This window comes from Mycobacterium neumannii, from assembly GCF_048452905.1.
In the GTDB taxonomy this organism is placed as follows: Bacteria; Actinomycetota; Actinomycetes; order Mycobacteriales; family Mycobacteriaceae; genus Mycobacterium; species Mycobacterium neumannii_B.
Map to the genome: position 1 here is coordinate 78,784 of NZ_JBCGVF010000002.1, position 14,207 is coordinate 92,990.

A 14,207-nucleotide genomic window follows, 5' to 3' on the forward strand; every position below is an offset into this window, starting at 1 on the left:
GCGCATGCCGACCGGGTAGACATGTCCCATGAACTCTGCGACCCGCCTCGAGGACATGCTCGAGCTGGATTCCCTGCTCTCACCCGAGGACATCGAGCTGCGCCAGACCGTCCGCCGGTTCGGCGAACAACGGCTGCGGCCGTTCATCGCCGAGTGGTTCGAGACCGGTCAGGTGCCGGTTCGCGACCTGGCCGCCGACTTCGGCAAGCTCGGACTTCTGGGCATGCACCTGGAGGGTTACGGCTGCGGCGGATCGACCGCGACGGCCTACGGCCTGGTGTGCCAGGAACTCGAGGCCGTGGACAGCGGGCTGCGCAGCCTGGTCTCGGTGCAGGGCTCGCTGGCGATGTTCGCGATCCACCGCTGGGGCAGCGAGGAGCAGCGCAACCAGTGGCTGCCCGCGATGGCGACCGGTGAGGCCATCGGGTGTTTCGGGCTGACCGAACCCGACTTCGGGTCCAATCCCGGTGGGATGCGCACGACCGCGAAGCGGGACGGATCGGACTGGATCCTGCGCGGGTCGAAGATGTGGATCACCAACGGGTCGGTTGCCGATGTGGCGGTCGTGTGGGCCCGAACCGACGACGGGGTAGCCGGATTCCTGGTTCCCGCGGGGACGCCCGGATTCTCCGCGACCGACATGACACACAAGTTGTCGCTGCGGGCCTCGGTCACCTCGGAGTTGCACCTCGACGACGTCCGGTTGCCCGCCGACGCGAAGCTGCCCGAAGCGCGCGGACTGTCCGGGCCGCTCAGCTGTCTGTCGGAGGCCCGGTTCGGCATCGTGTTCGGCAGTGTCGGCGCCGCCAGGGACTGCCTACAGAGCGCGCTGGACTACGTCGGCACACGGGAGGTGTTCGACAAACCGTTGGCGGGCTACCAGCTGACTCAGGCCAAGATCGCCGATATGGCAGTCGAACTCGGCAAAGCTCAACTTCTCGCCCTTCATCTCGGCAAGCTCAAGGACGTGGGCAAGATCAAGCCCGAGCAGGTCAGCCTCGGCAAGCTGAACAATGTCCGCGAGGCCATCCAGATCGCCCGTCAGTGTCGAACCCTGTTGGGCGCCAACGGGATCACCCTGGAGTATCCGGTCATCCGGCACGCCAACAACCTGGAGTCGGTGCTGACGTACGAGGGCACCTCTGAGGTGCATCAGTTGGTCATCGGAGAGGCGCTGACCGGCGTCAGCGCCTTCCGATGAGCCGTTACTGCTGCGGGGTGACCTGAGGCGGCGGACCGGGCGGCAAGGGTTGGGGGTTGATGTCGGCGACCTGACCACCGCTGAGCTTGCGATAGGCGTACACCTCGATGAGCGCGACCAGCGGAAGCGCGACGAGCAGACCCACGCCGCAGAGCAACGCCCCGACGAGCGTGACCACGAAGATCACGAGAAACGTCAGCAGCACCTGACCGAAGTTGTTCTTCGCGATGTCGAAGCTGGTCTTGATCGCGTCGATCGGCGAGAGGTTGCGGTCCAGCAGCGCGATCACGGTGAACATCGTGAAGATGGCCACGATGAAACCGGGGATGACGCACAGCGCAAAGCCGATCGAGGTCAGCAGTCCCACGATCACGCTCGCGATGATGACGGCGCCGACGTTACGCGGTTTGAAGAACGACCCGATGGTCACCGGTTGTCCGTCGGCGACGGCCAACATGCCGTTGTAGTAGGCGGATTGGATTAATCCGCCGACGACCAGCGCCACGATCCAGCCGAGAATGGTGATCGCGATGCTGGCGGGACTGTCGACGTTGTACGAGAACGAGAACCCGTCGCCGTCGGACGAGTAACTCGTCGACCCCGGGTCCACCACGGCCGACAGCGTGCCGAACAAACCCTGCAACCCAACGACGATGATTCCGTAGACCAGCGTCGGGACAATCAGCGCGGCAGCGTTGCTGGTGAACTTACCCCAGGCCCACGAGAACGCCTCTCCGACGCTATACCTCTGAGCGCCAGGGAATCCCGGCCCACCGGGCGGCGGATAGCCACCTACAGGCGGGTAACCACCCTGCCCCGGTGGCGGATAACCGGCCCCCGGTGGCGGATACCCGCCGGGCGGCGGCGGAGGCGGGTAACCCCCGGGCGGCGGCGGTGGCGGATATCCACCGGGCGGCGGCGGAGGCGGATATCCACCGGGCGGCGGCGGAGGGTTGTTTCCCGGCGGAGGAGGCGGTTGATCAGTCATGTGACCTTCCCGGTTGACTACAACGGTAAGCAGACGGTGCTGATGAGTTTATCCGCAATGGTCTGCCGTTTGGCGTCCCACAGCGGGAAAAGATAACCGATATAACAGATCGCGGCGTCGATGGTATGCGCCAGTTGCCGCAGGACAGACATACCGAAACCGATTGGCTGCCCGGTCTTTTCACTGACCACCTTGAAGTTCTGCAACGACTTGCCGATGCTGGAGCCGGTGGTGCCCTGTCGGTAACCGTAATTCCAGATCACGTATGCCAGAACGAGAATCGGAGCGATGAAGGAAGCCGACGCTTGTCCCAGCATCGACGGCTCCATCACGCAGATCTCACGCACGTCGATTTCTGAAAACTCTGTCACGCAGGTGGTTTCCTGCGTTGCGAGTAACACGGACCAGCCGATGCCGAGGATGAGGAACGTGGGGATGTTATCGATCAGCCACGCCAACACGCGGGTGAACCAGGGCGTGTAAGCCTCTCTCGGCAGTGCTTGAACCGTTTGCGCTGGAGGTGGATAGCTGGTCACCATTTGCGGCGGCGGAGTGTCGCCGCCCCGCGAACCGTCCGGTGACGAAGGACCGCTTGCCGGAGGCGGCGGTTCATCGCTCATGGACGGCTCCAGTCAATGGCTTAGCTGGGATCAAGCGTGCCTAATCTACCCGAGAAGCGGCTTTGTGCAGGGATTTCTGTGCGAAACACACTGCCATTACCGAAAGCCAGGAACCGTGCGGCCGACATCGCGTCGAGAGACCCTGGCGGGTTGTTTGCCAGGCGTCGACTGCCCGATGACGATGAGGCGCTAGCGAACCCGGCGCTTGCTTCCGTCGGACAGGAAACCGAGCAGGTCGTGGCGGGTCAGCACGCCGACGGGCTTACCCTCTTCGACCACCATCACCGCGTCGCACTCGCGAAGTTCTTTCGCTGCGGCGCTGACCAGTTCGCCGGCGCCGATCAGCGGCATCGGTGGGCTCATGTGCTCGGCCACCGCATCGGCGAGCTTGGCCCGTCCCTCGAAGACCGCGGAGAGCAGTTCGCGTTCGGACACGCTGCCCGCGACCTCCCCGGCCATCACCGGCGGTTCGGCACCGACGACGGGCATCTGTGAGACGCCGTATTCGCGCAGGATCCCGATGGCGTCGCGAACGGTCTCCGACGGGTGCGTATGCACGAGGTCCGGCAACGCCCCCGACTTGCCGCGCAGCACTTCGCCGACCGTCGACTCCTCCACCGACCCGTCCATCCTGCTGCGCAGGAAGCCGTACGACGACATCCAGTCGTCGTTGAAAACCTTTGCGAGATAGCCTCTTCCGCCGTCGGGCAACAGCACGACGATCAACGCGTCGGGGCCGGCCTGTTCGGCCACCTTGTTGGCGGCCACCACTGCCATACCGCACGATCCGCCGACGAGCAGCGCCTCTTCGCGCGCCAGCCTGCGCGTCATCTCGAACGAATCGGCATCCGAAACCGCGATGATCTCGTCGGGCACCGCGGGGTCGTAGGCCTTGGGCCAGAAGTCCTCGCCGACGCCCTCCACCAGATACGGCCGCCCGGACCCGCCGGAGTACACCGAACCCTCCGGATCGGCACCGATGACCCGCACCTTGCCGTCGGACACTTCCTTCAGGTAGCGACCGGCGCCGGTGATGGTCCCGCCGGTGCCCACGCCCGCCACGAAATGCGTGACCTTGCCGTCGGTGTCGGCCCAGATCTCAGGGCCGGTGGTCTCGTAGTGCGACTCGGGTCCCATCGGGTTGGCGTACTGGTCCGGCTTCCACGCGCCGTCGATCTCTTCGACCAGCCGGTCGGACACGCTGTAGTAGCTGTCGGGATGGTCTGGTGGCACCGCGGTCGGACACACCACCACGTCGGCGCCGTATGCGCGCAGCACATTGCGCTTGTCCTCGCCGACCTTGTCAGGGCAGACGAAGATGCACTTGTAGCCTCGCTGCTGGGCGATCAGTGCCAGTCCCACCCCGGTGTTCCCCGACGTCGGTTCGACGATCGTACCGCCGGGCTTGAGCTCACCGCTGGCCTCGGCAGCGTCGATCATCTTGATCGCGATGCGGTCCTTTGAGCTGCCGCCGGGGTTGAGATACTCGATCTTGGCCGCGACCACGCCCACCCCCGGCGGAACAACCGAGTTCAGCTGTACCAGGGGGGTATTGCCGATGAGCTCACTGACGTGCCGGGCGATCCGCATGACTCCATCGTGTCAGGCGACTCCCGCCGTCACCAGGTCGGCTACCAGGTGGCCTCGCGGATGTAGTCGCCGATCTGGCGCAACGAGCGTTTCGCCTCGGGCACGATCGGCGCCGCGATCTGGAACACATGCATCTGCCCTGGCCAGACGCGCACTTCGACCGGCACGCCGGCCGCAGCCAGGCGCCGCGCGGCCTTGCGCGCATCGCTCACCAGCACCTCGGAGCCCGAGACGTGGATCAGCGTGCGGGGCAGACCTGGTTCGATGTGGTCGAGCGGCTCGTAGACCTCTTCGGGCTTGCCATCCTTTCGACCGTGCAGCGCCGCATCCTCGATCAGGTCGACGAGCGCGTTAAACGCCCGCGGCGGGAACATCGCGTCGGTGCGGATGTTCGGGTGGTTGGCCCGCGCCACGTTGTCGATCTCGAAGAGGGGCGACATCGTCACCATCGCGGCAGGCACTTCACCCTCGAGGCCTTCGCGCTGCAGGCGTTCGGCCAGGGCGAGCGCCAGGTAGCCGCCCGCGGAGTCGCCGGCCAGGACGATCTGGTCGGGCTGATAGCCGTGCAGGCGCAGCCACTGGTAGGCGTCGTAGCAGTCGTCGATCGCCATGCCGACGGAGTGCTTCGGGATCATCCGGTAGTTGACGACCAGCACCGGGCAATCGGCGTAGCCCGACAGCGCCTGCACCAGGCGGCCGTGCGAGTTGACACCGCAGGTCAGAAATGCGCCGCCATGCATGTAGAGGATGACGCCGCGTTTGCCGTCCGCGGGCAGCACGCCGGGTGCCCGGACGAGTTGCGCGGTGCACTTCGGCAAAGAGATCGTGGCCCGCACGGTGCCAGGCGCCGGCCGCGCGATGCGTGAGACGAAGTCGACAACACCCCACGGCCACGGCAGCTTCGGGGCGTAGCTACCGATAGCTAGCGTAGGTCGAACAGTTAGCAGAGCTGCGAGCGATGCCAGCCGACCGCCGAGGCTCGGGCCGTCTTCGACGACCTCCACCGGCGCTCCGTCACTGACCGGGAACTTGCGCGGTTTACGCGTGTGAACAGGCGATACTCCTGGTCGGCGAACATGGCCAACCTTGCTTGGTGCGGTCATTACAACCACCCCCTCCGACGTTTCAAGCCGCCGTGGTGCCGAGCACGCCTAATTTTCTGGACGTGGCTCGCGTCTTAGCTTGACACCTTATGTTGGTTACAACAATCAGCGAGTCATATTCGATACCGGAGTTGATACCGCAATGTGACCCCTTAACGCTTCTCGCCACGCGGATAGCCCGAAAAAGCCACTTAAACTTGCCGACGTGGGCACACCACGACGGACGAGCACCATCGCCTTTGCAGCCGCGGCCACGCTCGGCTCGGTCGGTTCGGCCTATATCGGGGCGCGCAACCTGCTGATCGGGCAGGCTGATCAGGCTCGTCGCGTCATTCCGCACGCGTGGGACATCCCGCCCCGCGCCGACGGTGTCTACGCACCTGGCGGCGGTCCCGTCGAGCGCTGGCGCCGTGACGTGCCGTTTGACCTGCATCTGATGGTCTTCGGCGACTCCACCGCGACCGGTTACGGAGCCACCTCCGCCGAGGAGGTGCCCGGGGTTCTGCTCGCGAGAGGTCTGGCCGACGTTTCCGGTAAGCGAATCCGGCTGAGTACCAAGGCGATCGTCGGGGCGACGTCGAAGGGACTGTCGGGTCAGATCGACGCGATGTTCGTGGCGGGTCCCCCGCCCGACGCCGCGGTGATCATGATCGGCGCCAACGACATCACCCGGCCCAACGGCGTCCACCCGTCGGCGCGACGACTGGGAAAGGCGGTGCGCCGGTTGCGGGCTGCGGGCGCCGTCGTGGTGGTGGGCACCTGTCCCGATTTCGGTGTCATCACCGCGATACCGCAGCCCCTGCGCGCGGTGACACGCAGCCGCGGCCTGCGGCTGGCCCGGGCTCAGACGGCCGCGGTGCTTGCCGAGGGCGGGGTTCCGGTGCCGCTGGCCGACCTGCTGGCGCCCCACTTCCGGTCCACCCCCGACGTGCTGTTCTCCCCCGATATGTTCCATCCGTCCGGCGCCGGCTATGCGCTGGCAGCCAACCAACTGCTGCCCGCGCTGTGTAATGCGTTGAGCGAGTGGCTCGGTGGCGCGGCGCCGGAGCTGCCGTGGCGGACGCGCTCGGGTGAGGGCTTCGCGCTGCTGGCCCGGGTGGGCGGTCTGAGCAGGCTGTGGCGGCGGTCGACTGGGGTCCCCGCACCCATCGTGGCGTCCGCGAGCTAGGTTCTCCTCATAGCCGTCAATGCGAGGAGACACCATGCCTGAAGCCGTCATTGTCGCGACCGCGCGGTCGCCGATCGGCCGCGCCGCGAAGGGTTCATTGGTCGACATCCGTCCCGACGACCTGGCCGCGCAGATGGTGCGCGCGGTGCTGGACAAGGTGCCCGCACTGGATCCGCGGGAGATCGATGACCTGATCATGGGCTGCGGCCAGCCCGCCGGCGAGGCCGGGTTCAACGTCGGCAGGGCGGTGGCCGTGCAGCTCGGCTACGACTTCCTGCCGGGCACGACCGTGAACCGCTACTGCTCGTCGTCGCTGCAGACCACGCGCATGGCGTTCCACGCGATCAAGGCCGGCGAGGGGCATGCGTTCGTTTCGGCTGGCGTGGAGACGGTTTCGCGGTTCCCGAAGGGCACGGCGGACGGTTGGCCGGACAGCAAGAACCCGTTGTTCGCCGACGCGATGAGCCGCTCGGATCAGGCGGCCGCCGGCGCCGAGGAGTGGCACGACCCGCGCGAGGACGGCTTGCTGCCGGACGTCTACATCGCGATGGGCCAGACCGCGGAGAACGTCGCGCTGTACACCGGCATCAGCCGCGAGGACCAGGACCACTGGGGTGTTCGGTCGCAGAACCGCGCCGAGGAGGCCATCAAGAACGGCTTCTTCGAGCGCGAGATCGTCCCGGTGACGCTGCCCGACGGAACCGTCGTGTCCACCGATGACGGCCCTCGTGCCGGGACCACCTACGAGAAGATCAGCCAACTCAAGCCGGTGTTCAGGCCGAACGGCACCGTGACGGCCGGCAACGCGTGCCCGCTCAACGACGGTGCCGCCGCGTTGGTCATCATGTCGGAGACCAAGGCTCGCGAGCTGGGCCTGACGCCGCTGGCGCGCGTCGTCTCGACGGGAGTGAGCGGGCTGTCGCCGGAGATCATGGGTCTCGGCCCGATCGAGGCGACGAAGAAAGCGCTGGCCAACGCCGGGATGTCGATCGGCGATATCGACCTCTACGAGATCAATGAGGCGTTCGCGGTGCAGGTGCTCGGCTCGGCGCGCGAACTGGGCATGGACGAGGACAAGCTCAACGTCTCGGGCGGTGCGATCGCGCTGGGCCATCCGTTCGGCATGACCGGCGCGCGGATCACCGCGACGCTGCTGAACAATCTGACGACCCACGACAAGACGTTCGGCCTCGAGACGATGTGTGTCGGCGGCGGCCAGGGCATGGCGATGGTGATCGAGCGGCTGTCCTGACCCTCGAAAAGCCCGCGAAAACGAAAAGGCCCGGCACATTTCGTGCCGGGCCTTCTCGTCAAGCTGCTATTCGCTTTGGAAGTACGACAGCAGTCGCAGGATCTCGATGTACAGCCAGACCAGGGTGACGGTCAGGCCGAGCGCGACGCCCCATGCCGCCTTCTCCGGTGCTCCGGCGCGGATCATCTGATCGGCCGAATCGAAGTCGATCAGGAAGCTGAACGCGGCCAGGCCGATGCAGACCAGCGAGAAGATGATCGCGATCGGACCACCGGCGCGCAGGCCCATGCCCTCGCCGCCGCCGACACCGAACATCGCCAGCACCAGGTTGCCGAGCATGAGCACCAGGACGCCGAACAGGCCGGCGACGATCATGCGGGTGAACTTCGGGGTGACGCGGATGGCGCCGGTCTTGTAGACGACGAGCATGCCGAAGAACACGCCGAATGTGGCGAGCACCGCCTGGGTGATCAGCGCACCCGCGCTGCCGCCCGCGATCTCGACGCTCCTACCGAACACCCACGAGATGGCGCCCAGGAAAAGACCCTCCAGGCCCGCGTAGCTCAAGACGATCGCGGGGTTGTCCTGCTTGCGACCGAAGGTGGCCACCAGGACCAACACCAGGCCGCCGATCGCGCCGACCATCGCCAGTGGAAGGGCAATGGCCGGGTTGATCGCCGCAAGGAAGTAGCTGACGACCGCGACGGCCGCCAACACCGCCAGCGTGACGCCGGTCTTGGTGACGACATCGTCGATGGTCATCGGGCGGGCAACGCCGGCCTGGCGCTGCTCCGGGTACTGCGTCACATAGGGGTCGGCGTGAACCGCCTGCGTACCGTAGCCGGCGGCCCCGGTACCGAACTGCGCATATCCGCCCTGCGACTTTGGCAGGGATCGAAATACGGGGTTGCTGGATTCCCGCACCGTGGGTTCCTCTCCTGATGATGTCGATCGTCAATCGGCGAACACACCGTCAACGAATCATGTCTCTGGTCGGTTCCCGGCCGCGCCGATCACTTTCCCAGCTGGTTCACAAGAAACCCTACCCAAAGCATTCGCAGGTCGGGCGACGTTCTACATTGCATACTCGTGGGCGAAAACGAGGATGTCCTAGTAACCGTTGACCGCGGCGTCGGCCTGATCACCCTCAACCGGCCCAAGGCCATCAACTCGCTGAACCACTCCATGGTCACCGTGATGTCTCGCGTGCTGGCTGAGTGGGCCCATGACGACGCCGTCACCGCCGTCGTGGTCGACGGCGCCGGCGAACGCGGCCTGTGCGCGGGCGGCGACATCGTCGCGCTCTATCACAGCGCGAGGGCCGAGGGGCCTGAGAAAGGGCGCGAAGCGCGCGCCTTCTGGTACGACGAATACCTGCTCAACGCCCAGATCGGCCGGTTCGGCAAACCGTATGTCGCCCTGATGGACGGCATCGTGATGGGTGGCGGCGTCGGCGTCAGCGCGCACGGCAGCGTGCGCGTCGTCACCGACACCACCAAGATGGCGATGCCCGAGGTCGGCATCGGCTTCGTTCCCGATGTCGGCGGCACGCTGATCCTGTCGCACGCACCCGGGCTGCTCGGCTACCACGCCGCGCTCACGGGCGCGAACTTCGACGGCGCCGACGCGATCGCGATGGGCTTCGCCGACCACTTCGTGCCCCACGACAAGCTCGAAGACTTCAAGGCCGCAATTCTCGCGGACGGGATCAACGCCGCACTGGCCGGCCATGCCGTCGCGCCACCGCCGAGTGGCCTTCTGCGTCAACGCGAATGGATCGACCGCTGTTATGCCGGTGAGACCGTCCTCGACATCGTCGCGGCCCTGCGCGGTCACGACGACGCGGCTGCCGGCGAGGCGGCCGATCTCATCGAGAGCCGCTCGCCCGTCTCGGTTTCCGTCGCGCTGGAAGCGCTGCGCCGCGCCGCGAAGCTCGACACACTCGAGGACGTGCTGCGCCAGGAGTACCGGACGTCGTGCGGGGCCCTGCGCTCCCACGACTTCGTCGAGGGCATTCGCGCCCAGGTTGTCGACAAGGACCGCAATCCGAAATGGTCGCCCGCCTCGTTGCCGGCGGTCACCACAGCCGACGTCGAGGACTACTTCGCGCCGGCCGATCGCGAACTGGAGTTCAAAGATGAATGACGACACCAGCTTCTCCACTATTCTGGTCACGCGTGACGACCGCGTCGCGACCATCACGCTGAACCGGCCGAAGGCGCTCAACGCGCTCAACAGTCAGGTGATGGACGAAGTCACCTCCGCGGCAGCCGAATTGGACAACGATCCGGCGATCGGCGCCATCATCATCACCGGCAACGAGAAGGCGTTCGCCGCAGGAGCCGACATCAAGGAGATGGCGAGCCTGTCGTTCGCCGACGTCTTCGCTAGCGACTTCTTCGCAGGCTGGGGTTCGTTCGCCGCCACCCGCACCCCCACGATCGCGGCTGTCGCCGGCTACGCGCTGGGCGGTGGCTGCGAGTTGGCGATGATGTGCGATCTGCTGATCGCCGCCGACACCGCGAAATTCGGCCAGCCCGAGATCAAGCTCGGCGTGCTGCCCGGCATGGGCGGCTCGCAGCGGCTGACCCGCGCCGTCGGCAAGGCTAAGGCGATGGACCTGATCCTCACCGGTCGCAACATGGGCGCCGAGGAGGCCGAACGCGCGGGCCTGGTATCCCGGGTGGTGCCCGCCGACACACTGCTCGACGAGGCCAACTCCGTCGCCAAGACCATCGCCGGCATGTCGCTGTCGGCATCGCGGATGGCGAAGGAGGCCGTCAACCGTGCCTTCGAATCGACCCTGGCCGAGGGCCTACTGTACGAGCGCAGGCTGTTCCACTCGGCGTTCGCGACCGACGACCAGACCGAGGGCATGAACGCGTTCACCGAGAAGCGCCCACCGGCCTTCCGCCACCGTTAATCTGCGGTGGTGACCGACACCCGCGACGACACCGACACCACGGTCGAAGAGCCGCGGGAGAAGCCGGTCAAGACGTCCAAGGACACCCCGTGGTGGGTGCGCAATTACACATTCACCGGCACCGCGCTGGGCCTGGTGTTCCTGTGGCTGTCGATGACGCCGTCGCTGCTCCCTCGGGGTCCACTGTTCCAGGCGCTGGTCAGCGGCGGCGCAGGCGCTTTCGGTTATGGCCTCGGCGTCTTCGTGGTGTGGCTCGTGCGCTACATGCGGTCCAAGGACAGCAGCCCGCCCGCCCCGCGACAGGCCTGGATCGCCTTGGTGGTCGTCGGCGTCACCGGCCAGATCCTGATGATCGTCTACTTCCACATCTGGCAGGACGAGGTCCGCGATCTCAACGGTGTTCCGCGCATGGGCTTCTGGGATCATCCCCTGACCGCCGTGCTGTCCGTCGTGACGCTGTTCGTGCTCGTCGAGATCGGGCAGCTGATCGGCAGGCTCGTGCGCTTCCTGGTCCGGCAACTCGAACGCGTTGCACCGCCGAGGGTTTCGGCGGTTGTGGTGGTGGTGCTGCTGATCGCCCTCACCATCGCGCTGCTGAACGGCATCGTGGTGCGCTTCGCGATGAGCACGATCAACAACACGTTCGCGGCAGTCAACGACGAGACCGACCCGGATTTCACTGCGCCCACATCACCGTTGCGGTCCGGCGGTCCCCAGTCGCTGGCCAGCTGGGAATCCCTTGGCCACCAGGGCCGGATATTCGTGGCGGCGGGGCCGACGGTCGAGCAGTTGACGGAGTTCAACGGCCGGCCTGCCGTCGAACCGATCCGCGTCTACGCCGGCCTGCATTCCGCGGACGGAATCAAGGCCACCGCCGCGCTGGCGGCCCGCGAACTGCAGCGCACCGGCGGACTGGACCGCGACGTCGTCGCCGTGGCCACCACCACCGGCACCGGCTGGATCAACGAAGCCGAAGCCTCTGCGCTGGAATACATGTACAACGGCGACACCGCAATCGTGTCGATGCAGTACTCGTTTCTGCCGAGTTGGCTGTCGTTCCTCGTGGATAAGGAGAATGCACGACAGGCGGGTCAGGCGCTGTTCGAGGCCGTCGACGCGCTGATCCGGGAGATGCCCGAGGCGCAGCGACCGCGCCTGGTCGTGTTCGGGGAGAGCCTCGGATCATTCGGCGGTGAAGCGCCTTTCCTGGCGCTCAACAACCTCATCGCCCGCACGGACGGAGCACTGTTCAGCGGCCCCACGTTCAACAACACGATCTGGACGCAGCTGACCCGTGACCGCGACCCCGGCTCGCCGATGTGGCTGCCGATCTACGACGACGGCGAGAACGTCCACTTCGCCGCGCGCGCCCAGGATTTGAGCCGGCCGGACGGCCCCTGGGGGGATCCGCGGGTGGTGTACCTGCAGCACGCGTCGGACCCGATCGCGTGGTTCAACCCGGATCTACTGTTCGCCGAACCGGATTGGCTCAAGGAGCCACGCGGTTACGACGTCTCCGGCCGGATGCAGTGGATACCCGTGGTGACGTTCCTCCAGGTGTCGGCGGACATGGCCGTGGCCGTGGATGTGCCCGACGGGCACGGCCACGTCTACGTCAAGGATGTGGCCAACGCGTGGGCGGCGATCCTGCAGCCGCCGGGCTGGACACCGGAGAAGACCGAACGCCTGCGGCCGCTGTTGAGCAGTGACGAGAAGGATTAGGCAAGAATGCCTTTCAAGGCGTGGTATCCGCCGATGACGTCGGTCGCGCGGTGCAGCCCCAGATCGAGCAGCGACGCCGCCGCCAGGCTCGAGGTGTAACCCTCCGAGCACAGCACCACCCACTCGACGTCATCGTCGACGGCCTGTGGCAGCCGCGCCTCGCTGGTCGGGTCGCAACGCCATTCGAGCACGTTGCGTTCGATCATCAACGCTTCTGCCACCTCCCCCTCGCGTGCGCGTTGGGCTTGCGGGCGGATGTCGACTAGGATCGCGCCGCGGTCCAACGCCGCGGGCACGTCGGCCGCGGGCAACCGGTGCAGGCGAGCGCGGGCGTCGTCCAGGATCCGGTCGATACGACTCTGGATGATCACCCCTCCGGTCCGTCGGTCAGCTCGGTCCGATTGCGGCGCAACGTGTTCCGTTCCGTCACCTCGTAATACGACATCGCGGTCAACGGCGGCGAATAAGCATGCACGCTCAGCGTCGGGGTGACCGGGGCCGACGTGTCACCGTCGGGTGCCCACACCACGTCGTGCACCCATCCCAGCGGGAAGGCGGCCTGATCCCCTGCGTGCAGCCGGCGCCGCCGCAATGCGCCACCATCCCAGCGGGTCTCCCGCAACGCGCCCGAGATCACCGTCAGGGCCCCGAGAGAGCCACCGTGGTCGTGCATCTCGGTCGACCGGTCGGGCACCCAGCTGATCAGCCAGATGTCGAGCTCGTCATCACCATGGAGGCGAGTGAACCACCGTTCGTCGCGAGGCGGTCCGCCGGCAGGCAGCAGAGGGTCGTAGCGACCGGTGAGCACATCGTCGGCGCAGCGGTCGGAAGCGAGTAACAGATCGGGCAGCCGCAGCCGCGTCGGTGCGGACACCGCGGGTACGGCAGAGGGCAGAACTGCAGGGGAGGCCATGGAAGCTCCAAGAGAACCGGAAACGGGCAGGGGCGGCGCTAGTGCCGACAACACTCCTGGCGTCCGGTCGTCATGAGGGCAAGCCTGGCATGGGCGTGCCATTCCAACCCGGCCGGAGGCGACGGTCCCGCACGCTCGGTGCCTGTCGTCGCAGGCCAGACGCGTGTTTGCGGGGTCGGCGGATAGATTCACCGTGAGCGCAACCTCGCCGATCGGTGTAGCCGGTGTCGGTCACGGGCGAGCCGTTGCCTAGATTGACGGGCATGCGCATGCGTCACGGTGTCGCGGCGGCCGCAGTGATGGTGGGTGTCGTCGCGGGATGCTCGTCGGGTACCGAAGACACCTCCGAGCCGTCGGCCGACTCGACGCCCACGGCTACCAGCTCGGAAACACCCACCGCGGCACCGGGTTCGGTCGCCGTCTCCCCCGACGGTGTCACCACCGCGGTCGGCGCTCCCGCCGACTCGACCGAGGAGGAGTACTTCACGGCCTGCGCCACAGCGCGGCAGTGGATGGACGAACAGGGTGGTGACCCGAAGTCACAGATCGAGCCCTACCTCGGCATGGTGCAATCCACGGATTCGGCGGGGCCCGGAACATACGACACACCGTGGACGCAGTTGCCGCCACCGCGTCAGGCCGCGGTCATCGTCGCCGTGCAGGCGGCGGCCGACGGCCTCTGCGCCTGAAACCGGCGGCCAGAACCGGCGCCGGCAGGCGACAATGG

General features: G+C 66.6%; 14 protein-coding genes. 7 read left to right on the top strand and 7 right to left on the bottom strand.

From position 1 onward, the window contains the following. The first annotated feature begins 28 nt into the window (after nt 1-28). Nucleotides 29-1,201 (top strand): acyl-CoA dehydrogenase family protein, encoded by a 1,173-nt coding sequence (locus AAHH99_RS04985; RefSeq protein ID WP_418767675.1) that lies wholly within the window; start codon nt 29-31, stop codon nt 1,199-1,201. 4 nt (nt 1,202-1,205) lie between these two features. On the opposite strand, the gene AAHH99_RS04990 is transcribed toward AAHH99_RS04985, so the two are convergent. The 4 genes from AAHH99_RS04990 to AAHH99_RS05005 all read right to left on the bottom strand — a co-directional run bounded on the left by AAHH99_RS04990 (nt 1,206) and on the right by AAHH99_RS05005 (nt 5,502). Next, nucleotides 1,206-2,189, bottom strand: coding sequence for a hypothetical protein (locus AAHH99_RS04990; protein WP_418767676.1), 984 nt, complete (start codon nt 2,187-2,189; stop codon nt 1,206-1,208). Between the two features lie 17 nt (nt 2,190-2,206). Continuing rightward, nucleotides 2,207-2,809, bottom strand: a complete 603-nt coding sequence (locus AAHH99_RS04995; protein ID WP_418767677.1) for an RDD family protein — start codon at nt 2,807-2,809, stop codon at nt 2,207-2,209. A 189-nt stretch (nt 2,810-2,998) separates the two neighbouring features. Beyond that, a complete protein-coding gene (locus tag AAHH99_RS05000) occupies nt 2,999-4,399 on the bottom strand; it encodes a cystathionine beta-synthase (RefSeq protein ID WP_418767678.1) in 1,401 nt (466 codons plus the stop codon). A 41-nt stretch (nt 4,400-4,440) separates the two neighbouring features. Beyond that, on the bottom strand, nt 4,441-5,502 hold the full coding sequence (locus AAHH99_RS05005) for an alpha/beta hydrolase (RefSeq protein ID WP_418767679.1): 1,062 nt from the start codon (nt 5,500-5,502) through the stop codon (nt 4,441-4,443). A gap of 205 nt (nt 5,503-5,707) precedes the next feature. Here AAHH99_RS05005 and AAHH99_RS05010 point away from each other — a divergent pair, with 205 nt between their 5' ends. Both AAHH99_RS05010 and AAHH99_RS05015 read left to right on the top strand, forming a co-directional pair. Continuing rightward, nucleotides 5,708-6,670 carry an SGNH/GDSL hydrolase family protein gene (locus AAHH99_RS05010; RefSeq protein ID WP_418767680.1) on the top strand — a complete coding sequence of 321 codons (963 nt, stop codon included), beginning with the start codon at nt 5,708-5,710 and terminating at the stop codon, nt 6,668-6,670. A 34-nt stretch (nt 6,671-6,704) separates the two neighbouring features. Beyond that, the gene (locus tag AAHH99_RS05015) at nt 6,705-7,922 is read left to right on the top strand and encodes an acetyl-CoA C-acetyltransferase (protein ID WP_418767681.1); all 1,218 of its coding nucleotides are present in this window, start codon (nt 6,705-6,707) and stop codon (nt 7,920-7,922) included. A gap of 66 nt (nt 7,923-7,988) precedes the next feature. Here the strand turns inward: AAHH99_RS05015 and AAHH99_RS05020 are convergent, their stop codons facing one another. Further along, on the bottom strand, nt 7,989-8,846 hold the full coding sequence (locus tag AAHH99_RS05020; RefSeq protein ID WP_418767682.1) for a Bax inhibitor-1/YccA family membrane protein: 858 nt from the start codon (nt 8,844-8,846) through the stop codon (nt 7,989-7,991). A 165-nt stretch (nt 8,847-9,011) separates the two neighbouring features. Here AAHH99_RS05020 and AAHH99_RS05025 point away from each other — a divergent pair, with 165 nt between their 5' ends. Genes AAHH99_RS05025 through AAHH99_RS05035 form a run of 3 tightly spaced genes read left to right on the top strand, consistent with a single transcriptional unit; the run spans nt 9,012 to nt 12,567 of the window. After that, entirely contained in the window at nt 9,012-10,067 is a 1,056-nt protein-coding gene (locus tag AAHH99_RS05025; RefSeq protein ID WP_418767683.1) for an enoyl-CoA hydratase/isomerase family protein, read from the top strand. Then, on the top strand, nt 10,060-10,845 hold the full coding sequence (locus AAHH99_RS05030; RefSeq protein WP_418767684.1) for an enoyl-CoA hydratase: 786 nt from the start codon (nt 10,060-10,062) through the stop codon (nt 10,843-10,845). The genes AAHH99_RS05025 and AAHH99_RS05030 overlap by 8 nt, the downstream gene beginning before the upstream one ends. 9 nt (nt 10,846-10,854) lie before the next feature. Further along, nucleotides 10,855-12,567, top strand: a complete 1,713-nt coding sequence (locus tag AAHH99_RS05035; protein ID WP_418767685.1) for an alpha/beta hydrolase — start codon at nt 10,855-10,857, stop codon at nt 12,565-12,567. Here AAHH99_RS05035 and AAHH99_RS05040 read toward each other — a convergent pair. Together AAHH99_RS05040 and AAHH99_RS05045 are read right to left on the bottom strand one after the other, a co-directional pair. Beyond that, entirely contained in the window at nt 12,564-12,932 is a 369-nt protein-coding gene (locus AAHH99_RS05040) for a rhodanese-like domain-containing protein (RefSeq protein WP_418767873.1), read from the bottom strand. The two genes, AAHH99_RS05035 and AAHH99_RS05040, sit on opposite strands and share 4 nt — an antisense overlap. Nucleotides 12,933-12,934: 2 nt before the next feature. After that, nucleotides 12,935-13,480: a cysteine dioxygenase gene (locus tag AAHH99_RS05045; protein ID WP_418767686.1), complete on the bottom strand. Its 546-nt coding sequence runs from the start codon at nt 13,478-13,480 to the stop codon at nt 12,935-12,937. A 263-nt stretch (nt 13,481-13,743) separates the two neighbouring features. Here AAHH99_RS05045 and lpqV point away from each other — a divergent pair, with 263 nt between their 5' ends. Next, nucleotides 13,744-14,169, top strand: coding sequence for a lipoprotein LpqV (lpqV, locus tag AAHH99_RS05050; RefSeq protein WP_418767687.1), 426 nt, complete (start codon nt 13,744-13,746; stop codon nt 14,167-14,169). Nucleotides 14,170-14,207: the final 38 nt, after the last annotated feature.

Bases quoted from the DNA above. Each gene is read 5' to 3' on its own strand.
- AAHH99_RS04985 (WP_418767675.1), top strand. From the start codon at position 29: ATGAACTCTGCGACCCGCCTCGAGGACATGCTCGAGCTGGATTCCCTG.
- AAHH99_RS04990 (WP_418767676.1), bottom strand. From the start codon at position 2,189: ATGACTGATCAACCGCCTCCTCCGCCGGGAAACAACCCTCCGCCGCCG.
- AAHH99_RS04995 (WP_418767677.1), bottom strand. From the start codon at position 2,809: ATGAGCGATGAACCGCCGCCTCCGGCAAGCGGTCCTTCGTCACCGGAC.
- AAHH99_RS05000 (WP_418767678.1), bottom strand. From the start codon at position 4,399: ATGCGGATCGCCCGGCACGTCAGTGAGCTCATCGGCAATACCCCCCTG.
- AAHH99_RS05005 (WP_418767679.1), bottom strand. From the start codon at position 5,502: ATGACCGCACCAAGCAAGGTTGGCCATGTTCGCCGACCAGGAGTATCG.
- AAHH99_RS05015 (WP_418767681.1), top strand. From the start codon at position 6,705: ATGCCTGAAGCCGTCATTGTCGCGACCGCGCGGTCGCCGATCGGCCGC.
- AAHH99_RS05030 (WP_418767684.1), top strand. From the start codon at position 10,060: ATGAATGACGACACCAGCTTCTCCACTATTCTGGTCACGCGTGACGAC.
- AAHH99_RS05045 (WP_418767686.1), bottom strand. From the start codon at position 13,480: ATGGCCTCCCCTGCAGTTCTGCCCTCTGCCGTACCCGCGGTGTCCGCA.
- lpqV (WP_418767687.1), top strand. From the start codon at position 13,744: ATGCGCATGCGTCACGGTGTCGCGGCGGCCGCAGTGATGGTGGGTGTC.